This is a genomic window from Nonomuraea turkmeniaca, from assembly GCF_005889735.1.
Lineage (GTDB): Bacteria > Actinomycetota > Actinomycetes > Streptosporangiales > Streptosporangiaceae > Nonomuraea > Nonomuraea turkmeniaca.
The window spans coordinates 1-15,973 of sequence record NZ_VCKY01000245.1 but is presented as its reverse complement, the minus strand read 5'-3'; the positions used below and the strand labels follow the sequence as shown (position 1 = coordinate 15,973).

Below are 15,973 nucleotides of genomic sequence, written 5' to 3'. Positions count from 1 at the left end.
GGCTGGGTGGGTTCGTCGACGGCATCCTGCTGCACCAGATCCTCCAGTGGCATCACATGCTGAGCAGCACTGACACCGACAACGCCGGAATCCGGTACTACCCGGCCGACACGGTGCCCGGCCTGCGGATGAATACGCTGTGGGACGGCCTGTTCCATGCCGTCACCTGGCTGGCGGTGCTGATCGGGCTCGGCCTGCTCCACTCGCGCGTCACCACTTCGCGTGGGCGGGTGTGGCGGTCGCGGACGCTCTGGGGCTGGATTCTGGTCGGCTGGGGCGCCTTCAACCTCGTGGAGGGCGTCATCGATCACCACCTGCTGGGCATCCACCACGTCCGCACCGGCCCGTACCAGCTGTGGTGGGACCTGGGCTTCCTGCTCCTGGGCGCGCTCCTGATGATCGGCGGCTGGGCGCTGCAACGTACCGGCGGAGTGCTCGACCTGTGCCGCGATGACGGACCGGCGGCGCCAAGGTGATGGTCCACGACGGTCACTGGCACGCCGGTGCCTCACCGGTGCTGCTGGCGACCGCGCTGGTGGCGGTCGCCTACCTGCTGGCGGCGGTGCGCCGGCACCGCGAGCCGCGCGGGTGGAGCGGGTGGCGCAGCGCGTCGTTTGTCACCGGGTGTCTTCTGGCTGCCGTCGCCACGATGGCACCGCTCGCCGCGCTGGCCGCGAGAGATTTCCGCGGCCACATGCTGCAGCACCTGCTCATCGGCATGCTGGCACCGCTGTTCCTGGTCCTCGGCGCGCCGATGACCCTGCTGCTACGCTCTCTGCCCACCGCCCAGGGCCGCAGCCTCAGCGCGCTGCTGCGCGGCCGCGCCTTCCATGTCCTGGCCAACCCGGTCACCGCCCTTGTTCTGAGCGTGGGCGGCCTGGTGGCCCTGTACTGCACGCCGTTGTACCGGCACACCACCACGAACGGCTGGCTGCATGAAGCGGTGCACGTGCATTTCCTGCTCTCCGGCTACCTGTTCGCATGGGTGATCGCCGGGGCGGATCCCGCTCCCCGCCGGCCGCCGGTGCCGGCGCGGCTGGTGGCGCTGGGAGTGGCCATCGCGGTGCACACCGGCCTGTCGCAGTTGATGTACGCCGGACTCTGGGTGGACGTGCCCGTACCCGCCGAGCAGCTGCGCGGCGCGGCCGAGATCATGTACTACGGCGGCGACCTCGCCGAGCTCCTGCTGGCCGCAGCCCTTGTGGCGGGTTGGCGGCCGCACTCGAGGATACGGCGGAGACCCCTGCCTGCCCCGGGCCTTCGACAGCGACTCGGCACGGGCGCTACGCAACGGCATGACTGACCGACGCGTCATGGGGCATGGACTTCCGGACCAGCTTCGTGCGATCGGAGGGAGATCCACATGGACCAGTGGGTGACCGGCAGCCGCGACATCCGGACCGCCGAAGGAGAAGCGCACGTCAGCTGCACGCCTCCTGTCGCCGCTGAGCTCTTCGAGATCTCCGTCCTGGACACCACGGGCGGCGACGGCCATGAGCGCTGGCACACGATCGGCTGGGGCGTCGACCGGGAGGAGGTCGACAGCATCGCGGAAACATACGTGACCCGCCCGATGTGCCCGTACGATCAAGCCCGAATCCGGCACCAAGGTCTGCTCGTCGGCATGCGCCGGCGGCCCAGACCGTCGGCGGCCGACGGCCGCGACGCGTCATGACTTCCTCGTGTGCCGCGCTTGGGCATGAGCGGGCGGGGTAGCGACCTGCCATGGCAGACGACGTCATCACCCTCATCATGGCTGACCACCGCAAGGTGGAAGAGCTCTTCGCCAGGCTCGTCGGCGGAAAGGGCGATCAGCGGGCCATTGTGGCGGAGTTGCACGCCTTGCTCACTGCCCACGCTCGGGCCGAGGAAGATCTGGTCTATCCCGGCCTTGACGCTCATCACGGTTTGGAAGAGCACAAAAGAGCCGAGGTCCTGTTAGATGCCCTGAACAGGGCCGAGCTGGGCAGCGCGGAGTTCAAGAACGTACGGGACCTGCTCGCCATGGCGGTGAGTCACCACGTGCGGGAGGAAGAGAGCACCATCCTGCCGCTGCTGGCCAGAACCGTAGACCCATCGGGGCTGAAAAGGCTTGGCAAGGCCTTCAGCGAGCGCCGACAGCAGGAGCTGCGCGCGCTGACCGCCACCGACGGCGCTCGCAAAACCCGTGGCGGCGGTTCTGGCAGCCACGACCTCACCAAAGCCAAGCTTTATGAGCAGGCGCGAAAAGCCGACATTCCAGGCCGGTCACGGATGAGCAAGACGGAGCTCGAGAAAGCCCTAGCGAAGACCCGTTCCTGACCGTCACGGCTCCTCGTTCTTCCACTACGGAACGATGTGCGTCATCGAGTAACACGATGGCGACCCCGCTGAGGCGCTCGGATCGGCCGGGCGCGCAGTCGAATTCAGGGGCGAGATAGACGTCTCGGCCGGCGACGGCCTGACCGTCCTGGCAGTCGGCTCGGGACATGCAGGCGTCGACCAGGTCCTTACCGTGCCCAGGCTCTTGGCCTGACCGATCTGCGGCCGGCCGGCTGCGATGACGACGCTGGCCGAGGGCCGGGACACGCTGGTGAGGATGCCGACCGGGACCGGCAAGTCGGCGATCTACAGGTGCCCGCGTTGATCTGGCCCTGCAGCGATACTTCACTGGAGGCGTGCCCGACCCCCGAGACGTTGACCCGGGTGGCCGATGCGGTCGTGGCGTCCGGTCCCGGCAGCGACGCGCGAGTGGATCGATGCTGTCCGGGACGCCTGACCGGCGCAGCTTCGGTCTCATCCGGCACGGCACAGTAGGCCTGTTCGCACAGCGGTCCACATGATCATGAAGCCGCATGCCGTGATGAGCGTGATGACGTCGCCGCCAGGACGCGCTCGGACGATGCCATGACCCCGGGATCTGTCTCCTCAAAGGATGGATCAGTCGCCCGTCCAGCGTCCGGAGTGGCGTTTGCCGGGAACCCACACGTCGGCACGATGGCGAAATCAGCCGATGGGTGGGATCAGGTCGCGGCGTGGTCCAGGTCGGCATAGGGCGGGAACAGGTCCACGAGCTGGGTGACGGTCAGCAGACGGGCCAGTGGGCCATGTACGCCGATCAGCCGCAGGCAGCCGCCGCGGGCTTCGGCGTCGCGTTGTCTGGTGATCAGTGCCCACAAGCCGTGTGAGTCGCAGAAGCGTAGCTCTGCGGCGTCGAGGATGATCTTGGGTGAAGGCCGGGTGAGCATGTGGTCGAGAGCCTGGCAGAACTGCTGCCTGCTGGCCAGGTCGAGTTCGCCTTCCAGACTCACCACGCTGTAGTCGCCGCAATGTCCGACGGTCATCGACAGGTATGTCATAGCGGGGGTCCATGTTTGCGGGTACAGAAGAGACGGCTTATCGCTCGTCGGCGCCACGAGGAGCGCCGGTGACCCGAGTCTCGACCCCCTTACCCGCACCACCGGTTCTTAAGCTGGGGCGGGTGTTCAGGGGGTGCGGCGTAATCGGATCCAGCGGTAGCCGTACCCTTCCAGGTCGAGGGCCTCCAGGTCGATCGCGGTGCCGTAGTCGGTGTCGGCGGCGATGTTGAGCGGCTGCTCGTCGGGGTCCGGCGGCACGCGGGCGGCAATGCGGCAGGGCTGGGGTGCGAGGTTGTGGAGGAAGAGCATCGCGCCCGAGGGGGCGGTGACCCGGTGCACCAGGACGGCGGGCGGGCCGGTGCCGATGGTCTCGTGCTCGCCGGTGCCGATTTCCTCGCATTCGCGCAGGGTGTGCAGCATGCGTTCGTGCCACATGAGCAGGCTGTCGGGGTCGCGGCGCTGGTCGGTGACGTTGACTCGGTCCAGGCTGTACGGGCCGGTACGGATGGGCGGCACCGAGGGCTGGTCGGAGTCGGAGAACCCGGCGGTGGGCATGCTGGACCATTGCATGGGGGTGCGGATGGCGGCTCGTTCGGGGAGGGCGAGGTCTTCGCCCATACCGATCTCGTCGCCGTACCTGATCACGGGGGTGCCGGGCAGGGTGAACAGCAGGCTGTAGGCCATGCGGAGGCGGCGCTGGTCGCCGCCGAGCATGGGGGCGAGCCGGCGTCTGATGCCCCGCTGGTATGCCTGCATGTCAGGATCGGGGCCGAACGCGGTGAAGACGTCCTGGCGTTCTTCGGGGGAGAGCCGGCCGAGGTCGACTTCGTCGTGGTTGCGCAGGAAGGTCGCCCACTGGGCGTGGGCGGGGAGATCCGGCAGCGCGCGCAGGATGTGCCTGATGGGTGCGGCGTTCTGGCGGGCCAGGGCGAGCATGATGGCCTGGTTGAGGCGGAAGGCGAACAGCATGAGGAGCCGGCTGGCGCTGCCGTCGGCCTGTCCGAAGTATTCCAGCAGGTCGCCGTCTTCCACGTTCGCCTCGGCGAGGAGGACGGCGTCGCCCTTGCGCCAGGACAGCGTGTCGCGTAATTCCCGCAGGAACTGGTAGTCCGGGCGGCGGTAGGTCTGGCCAGGGTTGCGGTTCTCGATCAGGAACGGTGCCGCGTCGATGCGGAAGCCTGATACGCCGAGGCGCAGCCAGAACGCGGCGATCTTGCGTATTTCGGCGCGTACCTGGGGGTGGCTGGTGTTGAGGTCGGGCTCGAAGCGGTAGAAGCGGTGCCGGTACCAGGCCTGGGCGCGTTCGTCGTAGCTCCAGGATTCGGGTTCGACGTCGGGGAAGACGCCGCCGTCCCAGCGTTCGGCGGGCTCGCGCTCGGACCAGACGTACCAGTCGCGGAAGGGGGAGGCGGGGTCGGCGCGGGCGGCCTGGAACCATGGGTGCTGGTCGCTGGTGTGGTTGACGGCCAGGTCGAGCAGGATGCGCAGGCCGCGTTCGTCCGCCTGGTTCAGTAGTTCGGCGAAGTCGCCGAGGTTGCCGAAGCGGGGGTCGATGTTGTAGTGGTCGGCGACGTCGTAGCCGCCGTCGTGGCGCGGCGAGGGGTGGATGGGATTGAGCCACACGGCGGTGACGCCCAGCCGCGACAGGTAGTCCAGGCGGCTGATCAGGCCCGGTAGGTCGCCGAAGCCGTCGGCGTTCGAGTCCTGGAAGGTTCCGACGTCGAGGGAGTAGATGACTGCGTTGCGGTACCACCGGTTCGGCATGCGGGATCAGCTTCCCGCTTGGACGCGGGTGAAGCATTCGATCAAGAGAAGCCGAGGGTGGACAAGGCGGAAGGCTGGCGGTGCGGCGCAGGAGGAACAACGGCTCAAAGTCGGTGAACTCCGCCACCTGGGTCGTGGCCATGTCAGTGTGGGGACACGCAGGCGTAGCAGGTGCCGGTAACGGCCATGCTCCATGGCGACGTCCGCCAGGGTCACCACGGCCACGTCGGTTGCGCTTGCCCACTGAGGACGAGTGGGAGCGTGCCGCCCGCGGTGACGACGGCCGGGAGTTCCCATGGGGCAACGAGTACCGCACGGGCCTGGCCAATCTGGTGGACTTGGGCATCGGCACCACCGCGCCGGTCGGTTCGTTCCCCGAGGGTGCCAGCCCCTTCGGCGTGCTGGACATGGTGGGCAACGCCGATGAGTGGACTTCCACCCTCTGCGCCGTGGCCAATAGCGCCGAGTACGTCGTTGACGGTGGAAGGGTAGGTAACGCCAGCATGGGAGAGCGTGCCGTAGTTGAGCACGCGAGCCGCTTCGGATAAGGCGGTGGCGACCTGACAGGTGTGGTCGTCGTTATGAGGGCTGTCGGACGAAAGCCGGACAGTGCTAGCCATCAGTCTTGACTCCGATCATGCAAGGTTGTCAAGTTGGCTCGAGCTAGAGTCAAGGGCCTGGCCCGAGCGGTCGCCGGGAGCAGTGCGACCTGCCGCGGAGTGATGGCGATAACCAGTCGAAGCATCGCTGCGGGCAGGAAGTGGAGTAACCGACATCAGGGTCGTTGGGCACATGTCGGCCGCCAGCGCGAGCAGATCGGTACGCTGCCCACTATGGCGGGCGAGGTGGCCGGGGTCGGCGCGATGCGCGTCGGGGCGCGCCGGCCGGACGACCCAGGTCCGCTACTCACGATGAGTAATCGGTGGACGTGGGCTAGCGCCCGGATCGCGGCAGATCCGCATGGGTCAGATGTGGAAAGCCTGCACGAGAACGATCCTGAGCCGATGGTCCGCCGGTGAGGGCTTAGCCGTTTCGTCCGGCGGGCGGCGTGCGTCGCGGATCAATGGCTCCTGCTCCAGGCCGGTACCGATATGGCGCTCCAACCCCCGCAAGCCCTATTCTCACCCATCGTGAAGCCCCTCAAGATCGCGGCACTCGCCTGCGCCCTCCTCACCCCCTTGACCGTCACGGCGGCCGCGCACGCCTCGGCGTATCCCGTGAAGAACCCCGTGCTCGTCAAGAACGCGTTGTACCAGGCCGGGCCGCTGCCCACCACGACCTGTAACGACCTGCCGGACGAGCCCATGACGCCCGCCGAGGCCCGTACCTACATCAACGAGGCCCTGCGCTGCCTGGAGAACACGTGGGGACAGCACCTGAAGAAGGCCGGCCTGCCCTATGAGCCGGTCAAGGTGCGGTACGTGACCCGCCTGCCCAAGAACTACTGCGCGTCCGAGGACGGCGAGACGATCCAGCCGTCCACGGTGTGGTACTGCGACTGGGACCGCACGCTGTCCTTCAAGATCGGCAAGTACTGGCTCCTCGGGCCAATTACCGGCCTCGATCTCTTCAACACGATCGCCGTCACGTACGGTTACCACGTACAGAAGCAGGCCGGTCTCTACGACGCCGGCGAGGACCTCAGAGCCGGCAGCAAGGCCGAGCACCTCGAGCAGGGGCGGCGCATGTACCAGCAGGTCGAATGCCTGGGCGCGGCCTTCACCAAGAGCGTCTGGCCGCTGCCGGGCAAGACCGCGAGGGACTGGGAGAGGGTCGCGTCGTCCTTCTACCGCGACTCCGCCGAGTACGGCAAGGCCGCCAACCGCAAGCGATGGGTCAAGGCCGGTTTCCGCACCGCCGACCCGGCCTCCTGCAACACCTGGGCGGCAGCCTCGTCCAAGGTCTCCTGACGCGATCGACCCCGGCCTGGCGGCCAGAACGTCCTGGTCGCCGCAGGGGCGGGCGGCATCGGCACGGCGATCAGCCGGGTGAACCGGACGCCACCTGGTCGCCACCCATGGCGCCCGCGTGGCGATCCGCTACCTCGAGCGGGACGCCACACCGCCGTCGGACACCGGTTATGCCCACGCCCCCGCGGGCGGAGCCGCCATGCCCGCCCCGGGGTTAGGGAGATGGAGGGGGTGGGGGTCGACGCCGCCCTCATAGCGCTGGTCGACTACTGAGCGTAGCGGGCGCACAGCGTGGACTTGCCGACCCCGCCCAGCCCGTGCACCGCGGCCACCACCACGTCCCCGCCACCGCGCAGCGCCGCCTCCAGGCGGCGAGTTCATCACCGCGCCCGACGAACACGCCGGTGTGCCGGGTCAGGTTCACCAGCGGGAACGGCGCGATCACCTCGGTGAGCGGGCGCAGCGCCGCGTCCGGCGGCACCACCTCGTTGATCGTCTGGTCACGGCCGGACTGATAGGTCCGGCCGTGCCCGCTGGCGGTCGCCTTCATCACCAGCGAACCGATGCGCGCCTGATCGGCCGGCTCCAGCGCCGAGGTGAGCACCTCGTCCAGCACCCGCTGGATCTCGTGCGCGAGGGACGGGTCGGAGCGCAGCAGCTGCTGCAGCCGCAGCTGCCAGTCCCCGGCCAGGGCCTGCTCGGTGGCGGCATCACTGTCTTTACGGGCCTCAAGCACCTGCTCGCGGACCTCGACCAGCTCCGCCTCGACAACTTCGGCCTGCTCGGGGCGGACCTTGTGCCACAGCGCGACCACGCCGGTGCAGGCCGACTGCCACGCATCGGTGGCCATGGCCGTCACCAGCGCCGTGCCCGCAGCTAAAACGATCGGATCCACGTTGATCCCCCTCACGCTTGTCAGCACCAGCCGTACCGCAGATAGACACTGGCTCCTCAGCCACTTCTGACGGTTCGATCGCGGCGACCACCGCTCAAGGCCGGACCAGGGCTCATCGGGGCATCGCGGACGACCATGAACCGGTTACCGCAGATAGCGCCTCACTATCTGCGATAAGGCCCGCCGCTTGTCACGACGGACGGGCGGACGGACGATCCAAGCGCCGCGGTGTTTCCCTTCAGGAAGGTCAGGGCCCGCCCGTGATCCGCATGCTGATCTCGATCGCGCTCAACCGGCACCTGTCCGGCGATCCCCGCTATGTGCGCTGCGCGACCTGCGGCACCACGGCCAGCGAACGCGAGGCCCCGCTGCGGGTCTTGGTGCGGTTCGCCACCGTCGACGGGCACCTGGTCGACGAGGACCAGACGCCGCCGGAATGGACCTGTCCCTCCTGCGGCCGCGCCGGCCCGCTCCAGGTGGGCGAGTTGCTGCCGAACGACACGCTCACCCGCTGCCGGCGCACGCTTCTGTGCCGGTATCGCTGGAAGGTCCCGGGCAGCGCCAAGGTGGTCATCTGTCCGCGCTGCTACACCGCCCAGCCCGGCCCTGCCGCATAGCTCCTGTCCTTGCAGTGGCCCGCATTCGGGACGCTCGTCAGCACGCCTTCCGTGGCATCTGTCCCTCCAACCCGCGCCCCGGCTACCGGCGTTCACGGGCGAGTTGTCCGGCGCGATTGTCCGGGCCTGGTGAGAAGACAACGGCCTTCCCGGGGCAAATCGGGAAGGCCGTTCTGTGTCTCCCTGAGCGCTCGTCCGGACCAACGAACTGACGCCTTGGGGCGGCCGACCTGGGCCGACCTCGCCGCCGGGTCTAGACCGACAGCGACGGGTTCCATGATGCACTGCAAGTTGGTTGTCCAACCTCGCCGCCGGACCAGACCGTCTGCAGCCGATGTTCCCCGGACCACTCCGATACCCGCGACACCGGGCCCGGTCGTGGCTCACACCCGGCTGACCTGGCCGCATCGTGGTGACCAACCCGATGCTCGGCGACGGGGTTGTCCGGCCGCCGCCTCGCGTATGGGCGCGTACCCGGTCTATACCGCATGCGGTAATGATGGGCCCCAGCGACGTTCATGCTCGCCTCGGCGGAGGGCAAACCGCGGGGCATCACGGGCGCGATGTCGCACCCAACCTGCTCGCCCGGACCATCACGCTTTGGAGCGCCCCATGTCGCTCATGCTCGCCCTGCCCCACCGTCCCCTCGCCTGCCGGCCGTCCCGGCCAGCGGTCCGCATCGTCGTCTGGGTGCTGTTGCTGGCCTTCGTCGTCGTCCTGACCGCCCTGGGCAGCGACCCGGCGCTCGCGCTGGGCGTGGTGCTGGCGGCGCTGGCCGCGACGGTCGGCGACCTCGCCCAGTACGGCCGCTGATCTCCCCCCGAGCGTTCCCCGCCGTACAGGGATCGTCCGACATGGCACGGCCGGAAAAGCCGATCACCTGGGATGGGCCGATCGCGGACCTGGCCCGCGAGCTCCGCCGCCTGCGGGAGCTCGCGGGCCCTCCCATCCCCACCTACGCCCAGCTCGCCGAGCGTGGAACCTTCTCGCGCTCGGTGCTCGCCGACGCCGCCGCCGGCTACCGCTGCCCGTCCTGGGAGGTGGTCATACACTTCGTCACTGCCTGCGGCGGCCTGCCCGGCCAGGAACCGTGGCCGACCTTGTGGAGACATGCCCACGCCGCCGGCCAGGCCGGCGACGCCACGCCGCGACGCCCAGCGCGGGCAGCGCCGGCCAAGAGCCGGACCAGCGCACGCCAGGCCACGGTCACGGCCGCGCAGCAGGGGCCCGCTCCGCCGGATCCGTGGCAGGCCGAAACGCCGCAGGAGTATCGCTACCAGCTGAGCCTGCTGCGGGTATGGGCCGGTGTGAGCATCCCGGAGATCTGTCGCCACAGCGGCTACGACGACCACCGTCGCAGCGGAGTCGCGTACGCCACCGTGCACGACACGCTCAACGCCAAGTTCGCCCGGATGCCGCCCCTGCGCGCCGTCCGTGCGATCGTCGCCGCCTGCGAGGCCGACCTGGACCAGTGGGTCGGGGCCTGGCGCGCCATCAGCCTCAAGCAGTTCCAGCAGGACAATCCGCCTCCTGCCAGTCTGGCCCTGGAGAACGGCTGATCGTTTATGCCCGCTGTCCCGGGAACCACCGTTATGGGGACGGCGTCGTCCAGCTTCATCGCGGCGTCCTTGTCGGAGGGCGTGGGGGTCGAAGGCCATGGCGGTGATCTCCAAGATGACGGTCACCGGCGGGCCTCGGGATGCGCGGGCCGGGGCTTCCCGCCCGGTGCGTGACCAGCTACTAATGATGTGTGAGGCATCTGTACTGGGACCTCGGAGAAACCGGAGCCGGCGCCTGCTTTGAGGTGGACTGGCGCGGCTCGACCGCCCGGGTCTGCCTCATGGACGGCGACGAATACCAGGCGTACCTCGATGAGGAGGACTACGAGTACCACGGCGGCTTCTACGACTACAGCCCCATCACCCTGGAGGTGCCCTACGACGACTACTGGTACCTGATCGTCGACAGCTACGACCGGGTCAAGAAGGTCACCGTCGCCCAGCTCTTCGACGACTGACCGGTGAACATCTGAGCGCGGCTGGCGGGGCGGCGGCCGGGACCGGCCGGAGAGCCGCACGCCCGGCCGCCTTTGATGTATCCCGCACCTGCGCATGCGCCTTCCTCCGCGTCGCGGCGCCGGGGCGGGCCCGGTGGCGGTGCGGCCGGCCCTGTTTGTCCTGGGCGCGCGTCCCGATGCTGCCGCGGTTCTTCACCGGTAGTACGCCGAGCATCGCCGTCTCCATCCACGCGCGAACAATTGCGGTGTTCCGGTAAGTGTGATGACGCTCCCAGGCGTGTAGAGGGTGTGGAGCAACTGGAGTTCGAGGAGTTCTACCGAGACAGCAGGGACGCGTGCCTGCGTGCCGTGCTGGTCGGCACCGGCAATCCGCACCTGGCCGAGGACCTGGTAGCCGAGGCCTACGCGCAGGCGTGGAGCGCCTGGCGCAAGGTTCGGGCCCATCCCGCGCCGCGTGCCTGGATCGTGCGCACCGCGCTCAACACCCGCGTCTCGTGGTGGCGCAGACGCCGCCGCGAGGTCGTCCTGGCCGGCCATGACGCCGAAGGTCACCAGCAGACGGAGGGTGTCGATCCCGCGCTGCTGGCAGCCGTGCGGCGCCTGCCCAGGCGGCAGCGGGAGGTGGTGGCGCTGCGGGTCTTCCTCGACCTGGACACCGAGGCCACCGCCAAAACCCTCGGCATCGCTCCGGGAACCGTCACCGCACACCTGGCACGGGCCGTCGCCGCACTCCGCGGTGACCTCGCCACCGCCATCACTCAGGAGGGCCGACCATGAACGACGTCTTCGACACGATGAAGGAGTCGATGGAGGGCGTGCACATGCACACCCCAGTCGAGCGGATCGTCGCGGCAGGCCGGGCGCGCCGACGTAGGAAGGTCACGGCGATCGCGGCGGGGGCCACCGTGGCCGGGGGGCTGTCGCTGGTCGTCGCCACCGGCGGCCCGCAGGTCAACGCGCCTCCCGCGGGCGTGCACGTCCAGCTCGCCGCCTTCTCCGTCGACAGCAACACCGACGGTACGGTCACCGTCAAGCTCACCAAGGAGCAGACCCTCGACCCAGCGACACTGCAGAACGCCCTGGCCCAAGCGGGCATCCCCGCCGACATCCGGATCAACGAGTTCTGCAACTCGCCGGTCGACATCCCGGGCTTCGACAAGGTCATGTCCGATAACAAAGAGGAGAACGGGCGGGTCGTGATGACCATCGACCCGGCGGCCATGCCCGAGGGCACGAAGATCATCGCGGGCATCAGGACGCCCGACTACAAGCCGGACGACCCGAGCAGGCTCGGCGCGGTCTTCGGCCTGGCCCGCACCGGCGACACCCTCCAGTGCAGTACCGAGCTCCCCAGGTAGATCCCGCGACGGCGTTTGCCTCCCGTTTCCGGACTGCTGTTCAGCACAGCCGTGGCCGCCCACATTTGCCTGGCGCTCCGGGCCTCCGGAGTCCCTTCGCGGATAGCGCAGAGGAGAATAGACACGCGTACATTGCGGGGATCAGGATTTCCTTTACGCCGCGTCCACCTCGCTCGTGGCGCTCGTCCGCGTGCCGTCCGGCGAGGGTATGCCGGCCTCTGCCACGGGCGCCTCGGCCCCTTTCGTCTCGGCCGCCTGTGCCCGCTCCCTCTCCACGTCGGCGATGATCTCCTCGGCCTCACGCTGCTCCAGTCCCCATCGGCTCATGAGCGGGCGTCGGCCGAGGCGCTGCTTGCCCTCCCTGAGGCTGTCGATATAGGAGAACCGTGCCGCCTCGTACCGGTCGGTGGGCAGGGCCGGCGCCACCCGTTCCACCTCGACGATGTCAATCGCCTCAAACCGTGGAGACGGTTCTATGCCACAGCAGCCCTCAGCAGGGCCGTTGATGCTTGCCGCTTCTCGATCATCTGACGCTCGAATGTGACAGGCGGCAGCCCGTCGTTGGCACTGTGCCTGCGCTTGACGTTGTAGAAGTCCGCGATCCAGGTCGCAATCTTCAGCCGGGCCTCCGCCCGGGTACGGAAGTGCTGCCGGTGCACGAACTCGACCTTCAGGGTGCTGTTGAGCGCCTCGGCGGCTCCGTTGTCGTTGGAGGTCCGGGGCCGGGAGTGGGACTTGGCCACGCCCAGGTCGATGATGAGTTCGGCCAGGGTCTTGGAGGTCATCGAGCTGCCGCGGTCGGCGTGCATGGTGAGAGTGCCTGCGTCGATGCCGTGCTTGCGTGGATGGGTGGCCTGCCGGCGCCGGTCGGTGCCCACCTCGCCGTGTGCACGCAGGATGCGATACATGGTCGACTGCGAGGCCAGATACACGCCTTCGTCGAGGAGGCTGTAGTAGGCGGTGGCCGGGGAGGCGTCGGCGAAGCGCTCGTTCAGCACCGCGCGGACCTGCTCGCGCTCGGCCGGCGACAACGCGGCGGGATGCGGCTTGCGCGGCCGGCGGAGACCACTCGCTCCAGCAGCAGCTTCTCCACCGCATCGACGTCCGGGGCGTTGCCGATGACCTGTATTCGGGCAACCATGGCTCGCCGCTCGTCCGCTGAGAGCTTGTCGAAGGCTTCGTAGGCCTTCTTGTTGTCCTTGCTGGTGGAAGTCTTCCGGGCAGCCTCCAACGCTTCAAGCCCGCGACTCTCGTCCCTGACCCCCGACACGAGAGGCTGCAGTAGATAGCCAGCCGAGCCGGGCGTCAGGTCAGCGGTGGTGAGGAGGAAGAGGTCCGTCTCGTCCAGATCGAGTTGCTTGTTGGCGACACCATGAGCCCATATCCGCAGGGTTTTCCACAGGTCCGTGCTGTAATCCGACATGGTGACGCCAGCAGCCCGATGCTTGAGCTGGTAGAGGGCCCTGCCGCCTTCAACGAGGTGTCTCTACGTCGTCACCCGCTTCGATGGCAATGCACCAGTCGAGCCCCCGGCCGTGCTGGTCGACGCAGGAATGAAGGGCCTTGCGGAGCTGGTACACGAGCCGACTGCGGACGCCGATGCCTCGAACGGAGCTCCGTACCCGCCATCTTCCCCCAGTCTGACCAACCTACCGCATGCCTTACTGATCTTTACACGGCGCGCATATCGCCTAGAACCCTTACGTAAAGAGGCCGGGTGGGCTAGCAAGTTCTATCGCCCAGGGTCGAGTGACGTGGAAGCTTGCGCAGACTGGCTTGGCTTATGGACCCAGCACGCGCATCCACGCCCCGGAGTTGCCGCAGGGTAGCTGGTTCCGGTGGCAGAATTAGATTGCCTGATTGTGGAGCGGTCCAGCGGATGTGCCGATATTAAAAGAATAACGAAACGGTTTATAGGGCGCCGTGCCGAGCTGGATCACCGACGGGAACTACAACAGGTTGGGTTGCCCGCGCTAGTACGGCAGCCGCCATTCGTTAGCTGAGCTGGGTGTACGCGGTGGGCAGGCGGGCGCGGCGGTGGAACCATCGGGCGCGTGCTTGGTGGCGGCGTCGCCAGGCTGACCAGTGGGCGGTGTGTTCCAACGATGGGTTGGGGCGGTGGCGGCGTTGAAGAGGCGTTTGATCTCGGCGACTGTCAGCGGGCTCATCCCGCTGTCGATGGGCGGCTTCTGATCAGGGCTGCTGGGTGGCGGAGCCTGAGTGTCGGTGCGACGCCGGGCCGCCGCGGCGCTGAGCGCGCAGATGGCAAGGGCCGCCATGACGAGCACGGTGTGACGCAGGATCGCCTCATAGAGACGGACCTGGGACTGGTCCAGGCCGAACAGATCCTTTCCGAACTCGAACGTCTCCTCCACCGGCCATCTCAGCCCGGCCGCGGCTATCAGGCGAGCCAGCGGGGCGGGCTGGCCAGCGGGGACGAGGCAGTAGTGGAAGGCCAGCTCGCCGGTGGTGCGGTGCTTGCGGATCAGCAGATAGTGCTCCGGGCTGGCGGTGGCGATCCAGGCCCAGGCGTAGGTGCGCTCGCCCTTGGAGCCGTCGCCGGCCGAGCGGATGGTCCACGTGCGTTTCTGCTTGCAGTGCTTGGCCACGGCCTGCTCGCAGCTCATGCAGGTGCCGCCGCCGAGGGTGCGGGCGAAGGTGGCGCGCACGCGCAGTACGTAGGCCTGGCCGTGTTCTTCCAGGAAGGCGCGCAGGGCGGGGCAGGCGCCGTAGACCTCGTCGCCGGCGACGAAGTCCAGGCGCACCCCGTCGGCGTGGGCATCACGGAGTAGTCCGATGGCCAACTCTCCCTTGGTCGCGAACCTCAGGGTCAGGGGAAGAGCGGTGGTGATCGCGGTGACCGGGTCGCTGATCTGTTCGGCGGGGATCCACTGCCGCGAGCCGATCAGCGCATGTCCGACGTCGGCGCGGACGTAGGCCAGGTGGACGGTGTTGATGCCGTTGTCGATGCCGCCCGCGCAGCCCATGTGCTGACGCTTGACGCCGGCGGTGGCCGTGCCCTTCTTCTCCTGCCCGGACTCGTCCAGCGCACCCACGATCAGGCCGACCGGCCCGGCGGCGGCAGCCAGGTGGGTGACGGCGAAGCGGCGGACGGCGCTCATCGCGCCCGCCGTGTCCCAGCGGGCGCGGTTCAACAGCCGCTGGGTGGCATCGGGCGTGAGGTCGCCGGCCTTCTCGGCGATCGTCCAGCCGTTGCGTTTGGGCAGGTCGGACATCACAGCTCGGACGTACTTAGCGGACTGCAACCGGGGTTCGACCCGGGCGAACATCGGCGCCAGCGCGCCCATCAGCTCCTTGAGGTTCCGCTGCACTCGCGCGGCCTCTACGATGAGGGCGGCAGCCGCTCTCGATCTTGTACTCTTCACACAGACATGATCATGAGCGGCTGCTCTTATTGTGCCGGCTTCCCGTTACAAGACCGCATCGGTGCAGAGCGCATCAGCCCAGCTCACATGGCGATTGGCGGCTGCCGTACTAGCCCACTTGCCACTTTGATACACATGCGAAAGGCGGAGGTGATTATTGCGGGAAATAGCTGTTTGAGAGAACGCGCCCAGGACCGGGCCGCGCGGGCTGACTGAATTGTCTCGGGGAGTGTCAGTGGAGGGCGGCTTCGAGCGCGGCGTGCTGGTGGGCCGTACGGTCGTGGGGTCCACGGCGGTGTCCCACTCCAGGCGGCCCTCGGCGTCTTGTCCGGCCTGGATCGCGGTCAGCCGCCGCCGTCAGGCACCATCGGTCTACCAGCGGCGGTGCCGCTGGTAGACCGTGATCCAGCAGTCAGCGGATCCAGGAAACGGCCCTTGGTCTAGTCAAAGGGCTCGTTGCCGGGCTATGGATGCGGCTGAGCGAACAATCCCGGCTCGCTCTCCGCGATGATGCCCAGGCTGACCAGGCGTTTGAGCTTGGCGCGGGTGTTCTCGATGTTTCTTACGCGCCAGGGGCAGGTCCAGGGCCAGGCAGAGGTCGCGCGCTCGTGTGGGCCAGGCCGGTGTTGGTCATGAGGGTGAAAATCTGCTGGTAGGCGGGGTGGTCGGGGACCGCAGGGAGCCGGTA

Annotated in this window: 18 protein-coding genes and 1 pseudogene; 12 read left to right on the top strand and 7 right to left on the bottom strand. The window is 68.2% G+C overall.

What is annotated here, in order from left to right; genetic code table 11:
* From ETD86_RS44540 to ETD86_RS44525, 4 genes are all read left to right on the top strand, one after another.
* Positions 1 to 476: DUF2243 domain-containing protein (locus tag ETD86_RS44540; protein WP_138672672.1), on the top strand; the 476-nt coding region annotated here is incomplete at its 5' end.
* Entirely contained in the window at positions 476 to 1,303 is an 828-nt protein-coding gene (locus ETD86_RS44535; protein WP_138672671.1) for a cytochrome c oxidase assembly protein, read from the top strand. The genes ETD86_RS44540 and ETD86_RS44535, both read left to right, overlap by 1 nt.
* Before the next feature lie 60 nt (positions 1,304 to 1,363).
* On the top strand, positions 1,364 to 1,675 hold the full coding sequence (locus tag ETD86_RS44530) for a hypothetical protein (protein ID WP_138672670.1): 312 nt from the start codon (positions 1,364 to 1,366) through the stop codon (positions 1,673 to 1,675).
* Positions 1,676 to 1,725: 50 nt separating this feature from the next.
* A complete protein-coding gene (locus ETD86_RS44525) occupies positions 1,726 to 2,301 on the top strand; it encodes a hemerythrin domain-containing protein (RefSeq protein ID WP_138672669.1) in 576 nt (191 codons plus the stop codon).
* 701 nt (positions 2,302 to 3,002) lie between these two features.
* Here the strand turns inward: ETD86_RS44525 and ETD86_RS44520 are convergent.
* On the bottom strand, positions 3,003 to 3,338 hold the full coding sequence (locus ETD86_RS44520; protein WP_138672668.1) for an STAS domain-containing protein: 336 nt from the start codon (positions 3,336 to 3,338) through the stop codon (positions 3,003 to 3,005).
* Positions 3,339 to 3,464: 126 nt separating this feature from the next.
* Positions 3,465 to 5,102 (bottom strand): alpha-amylase family protein, encoded by a 1,638-nt coding sequence (locus ETD86_RS44515; RefSeq protein WP_138672667.1) that lies wholly within the window; start codon positions 5,100 to 5,102, stop codon positions 3,465 to 3,467.
* A gap of 140 nt (positions 5,103 to 5,242) precedes the next feature.
* Between ETD86_RS44515 and ETD86_RS57560 the strand changes: the two genes are divergently transcribed.
* Both ETD86_RS57560 and ETD86_RS44505 read left to right on the top strand, forming a co-directional pair.
* Complete coding sequence (locus ETD86_RS57560; RefSeq protein WP_281287066.1) at positions 5,243 to 5,650, top strand: formylglycine-generating enzyme family protein; 408 nt, start codon at positions 5,243 to 5,245, stop codon at positions 5,648 to 5,650.
* A 582-nt stretch (positions 5,651 to 6,232) separates the two neighbouring features.
* Positions 6,233 to 7,012 (top strand): neutral zinc metallopeptidase, encoded by a 780-nt coding sequence (locus ETD86_RS44505; RefSeq protein WP_127934782.1) that lies wholly within the window; start codon positions 6,233 to 6,235, stop codon positions 7,010 to 7,012.
* A 250-nt stretch (positions 7,013 to 7,262) separates the two neighbouring features.
* Here ETD86_RS44505 and ETD86_RS57555 read toward each other — a convergent pair whose 3' ends face one another.
* Positions 7,263 to 7,907, bottom strand: coding sequence for a hypothetical protein (locus tag ETD86_RS57555; RefSeq protein ID WP_211370702.1), 645 nt, complete (start codon positions 7,905 to 7,907; stop codon positions 7,263 to 7,265).
* A gap of 260 nt (positions 7,908 to 8,167) precedes the next feature.
* Between ETD86_RS57555 and ETD86_RS44495 the strand changes: the two genes are divergently transcribed.
* The 6 genes from ETD86_RS44495 (at position 8,168) to ETD86_RS44470 (ending at position 11,899) form a co-directional block, all read left to right on the top strand.
* Positions 8,168 to 8,524, top strand: coding sequence for a hypothetical protein (locus ETD86_RS44495; protein ID WP_138672666.1), 357 nt, complete (start codon positions 8,168 to 8,170; stop codon positions 8,522 to 8,524).
* 612 nt (positions 8,525 to 9,136) lie between these two features.
* Entirely contained in the window at positions 9,137 to 9,337 is a 201-nt protein-coding gene (locus tag ETD86_RS44490) for a hypothetical protein (protein WP_138672665.1), read from the top strand.
* 41 nt (positions 9,338 to 9,378) lie between these two features.
* Entirely contained in the window at positions 9,379 to 10,083 is a 705-nt protein-coding gene (locus ETD86_RS44485; RefSeq protein ID WP_138672664.1) for a helix-turn-helix domain-containing protein, read from the top strand.
* Positions 10,084 to 10,274: 191 nt separating this feature from the next.
* Entirely contained in the window at positions 10,275 to 10,541 is a 267-nt protein-coding gene (locus ETD86_RS44480) for a DUF1883 domain-containing protein (RefSeq protein WP_138672663.1), read from the top strand.
* A 288-nt stretch (positions 10,542 to 10,829) separates the two neighbouring features.
* A complete protein-coding gene (locus tag ETD86_RS44475; protein ID WP_211370701.1) occupies positions 10,830 to 11,318 on the top strand; it encodes a sigma-70 family RNA polymerase sigma factor in 489 nt (162 codons plus the stop codon).
* Positions 11,315 to 11,899, top strand: coding sequence for a hypothetical protein (locus ETD86_RS44470; protein WP_138672661.1), 585 nt, complete (start codon positions 11,315 to 11,317; stop codon positions 11,897 to 11,899). The genes ETD86_RS44475 and ETD86_RS44470 overlap by 4 nt, the downstream gene beginning before the upstream one ends.
* Before the next feature lie 153 nt (positions 11,900 to 12,052).
* Here the strand turns inward: ETD86_RS44470 and ETD86_RS44465 are convergent, their stop codons facing one another.
* From ETD86_RS44465 to ETD86_RS44450, 4 genes and pseudogenes are all read right to left on the bottom strand, one after another.
* The gene (locus tag ETD86_RS44465; protein ID WP_170223600.1) at positions 12,053 to 12,334 is read right to left on the bottom strand and encodes a hypothetical protein; all 282 of its coding nucleotides are present in this window, start codon (positions 12,332 to 12,334) and stop codon (positions 12,053 to 12,055) included.
* Positions 12,335 to 12,372: 38 nt separating this feature from the next.
* Positions 12,373 to 12,930 carry an integrase core domain-containing protein gene (locus ETD86_RS44460; RefSeq protein WP_138672659.1) on the bottom strand — a complete coding sequence of 186 codons (558 nt, stop codon included), beginning with the start codon at positions 12,928 to 12,930 and terminating at the stop codon, positions 12,373 to 12,375.
* Positions 12,891 to 13,322 (bottom strand): hypothetical protein, encoded by a 432-nt coding sequence (locus ETD86_RS44455; protein WP_138672658.1) that lies wholly within the window; start codon positions 13,320 to 13,322, stop codon positions 12,891 to 12,893. Before ETD86_RS44455 ends, ETD86_RS44460 begins: the two co-directional genes overlap by 40 nt.
* 572 nt (positions 13,323 to 13,894) lie before the next feature.
* Positions 13,895 to 15,231 (bottom strand): annotated as a pseudogene (locus ETD86_RS44450) (IS701 family transposase).
* Positions 15,232 to 15,973: the final 742 nt, after the last annotated feature.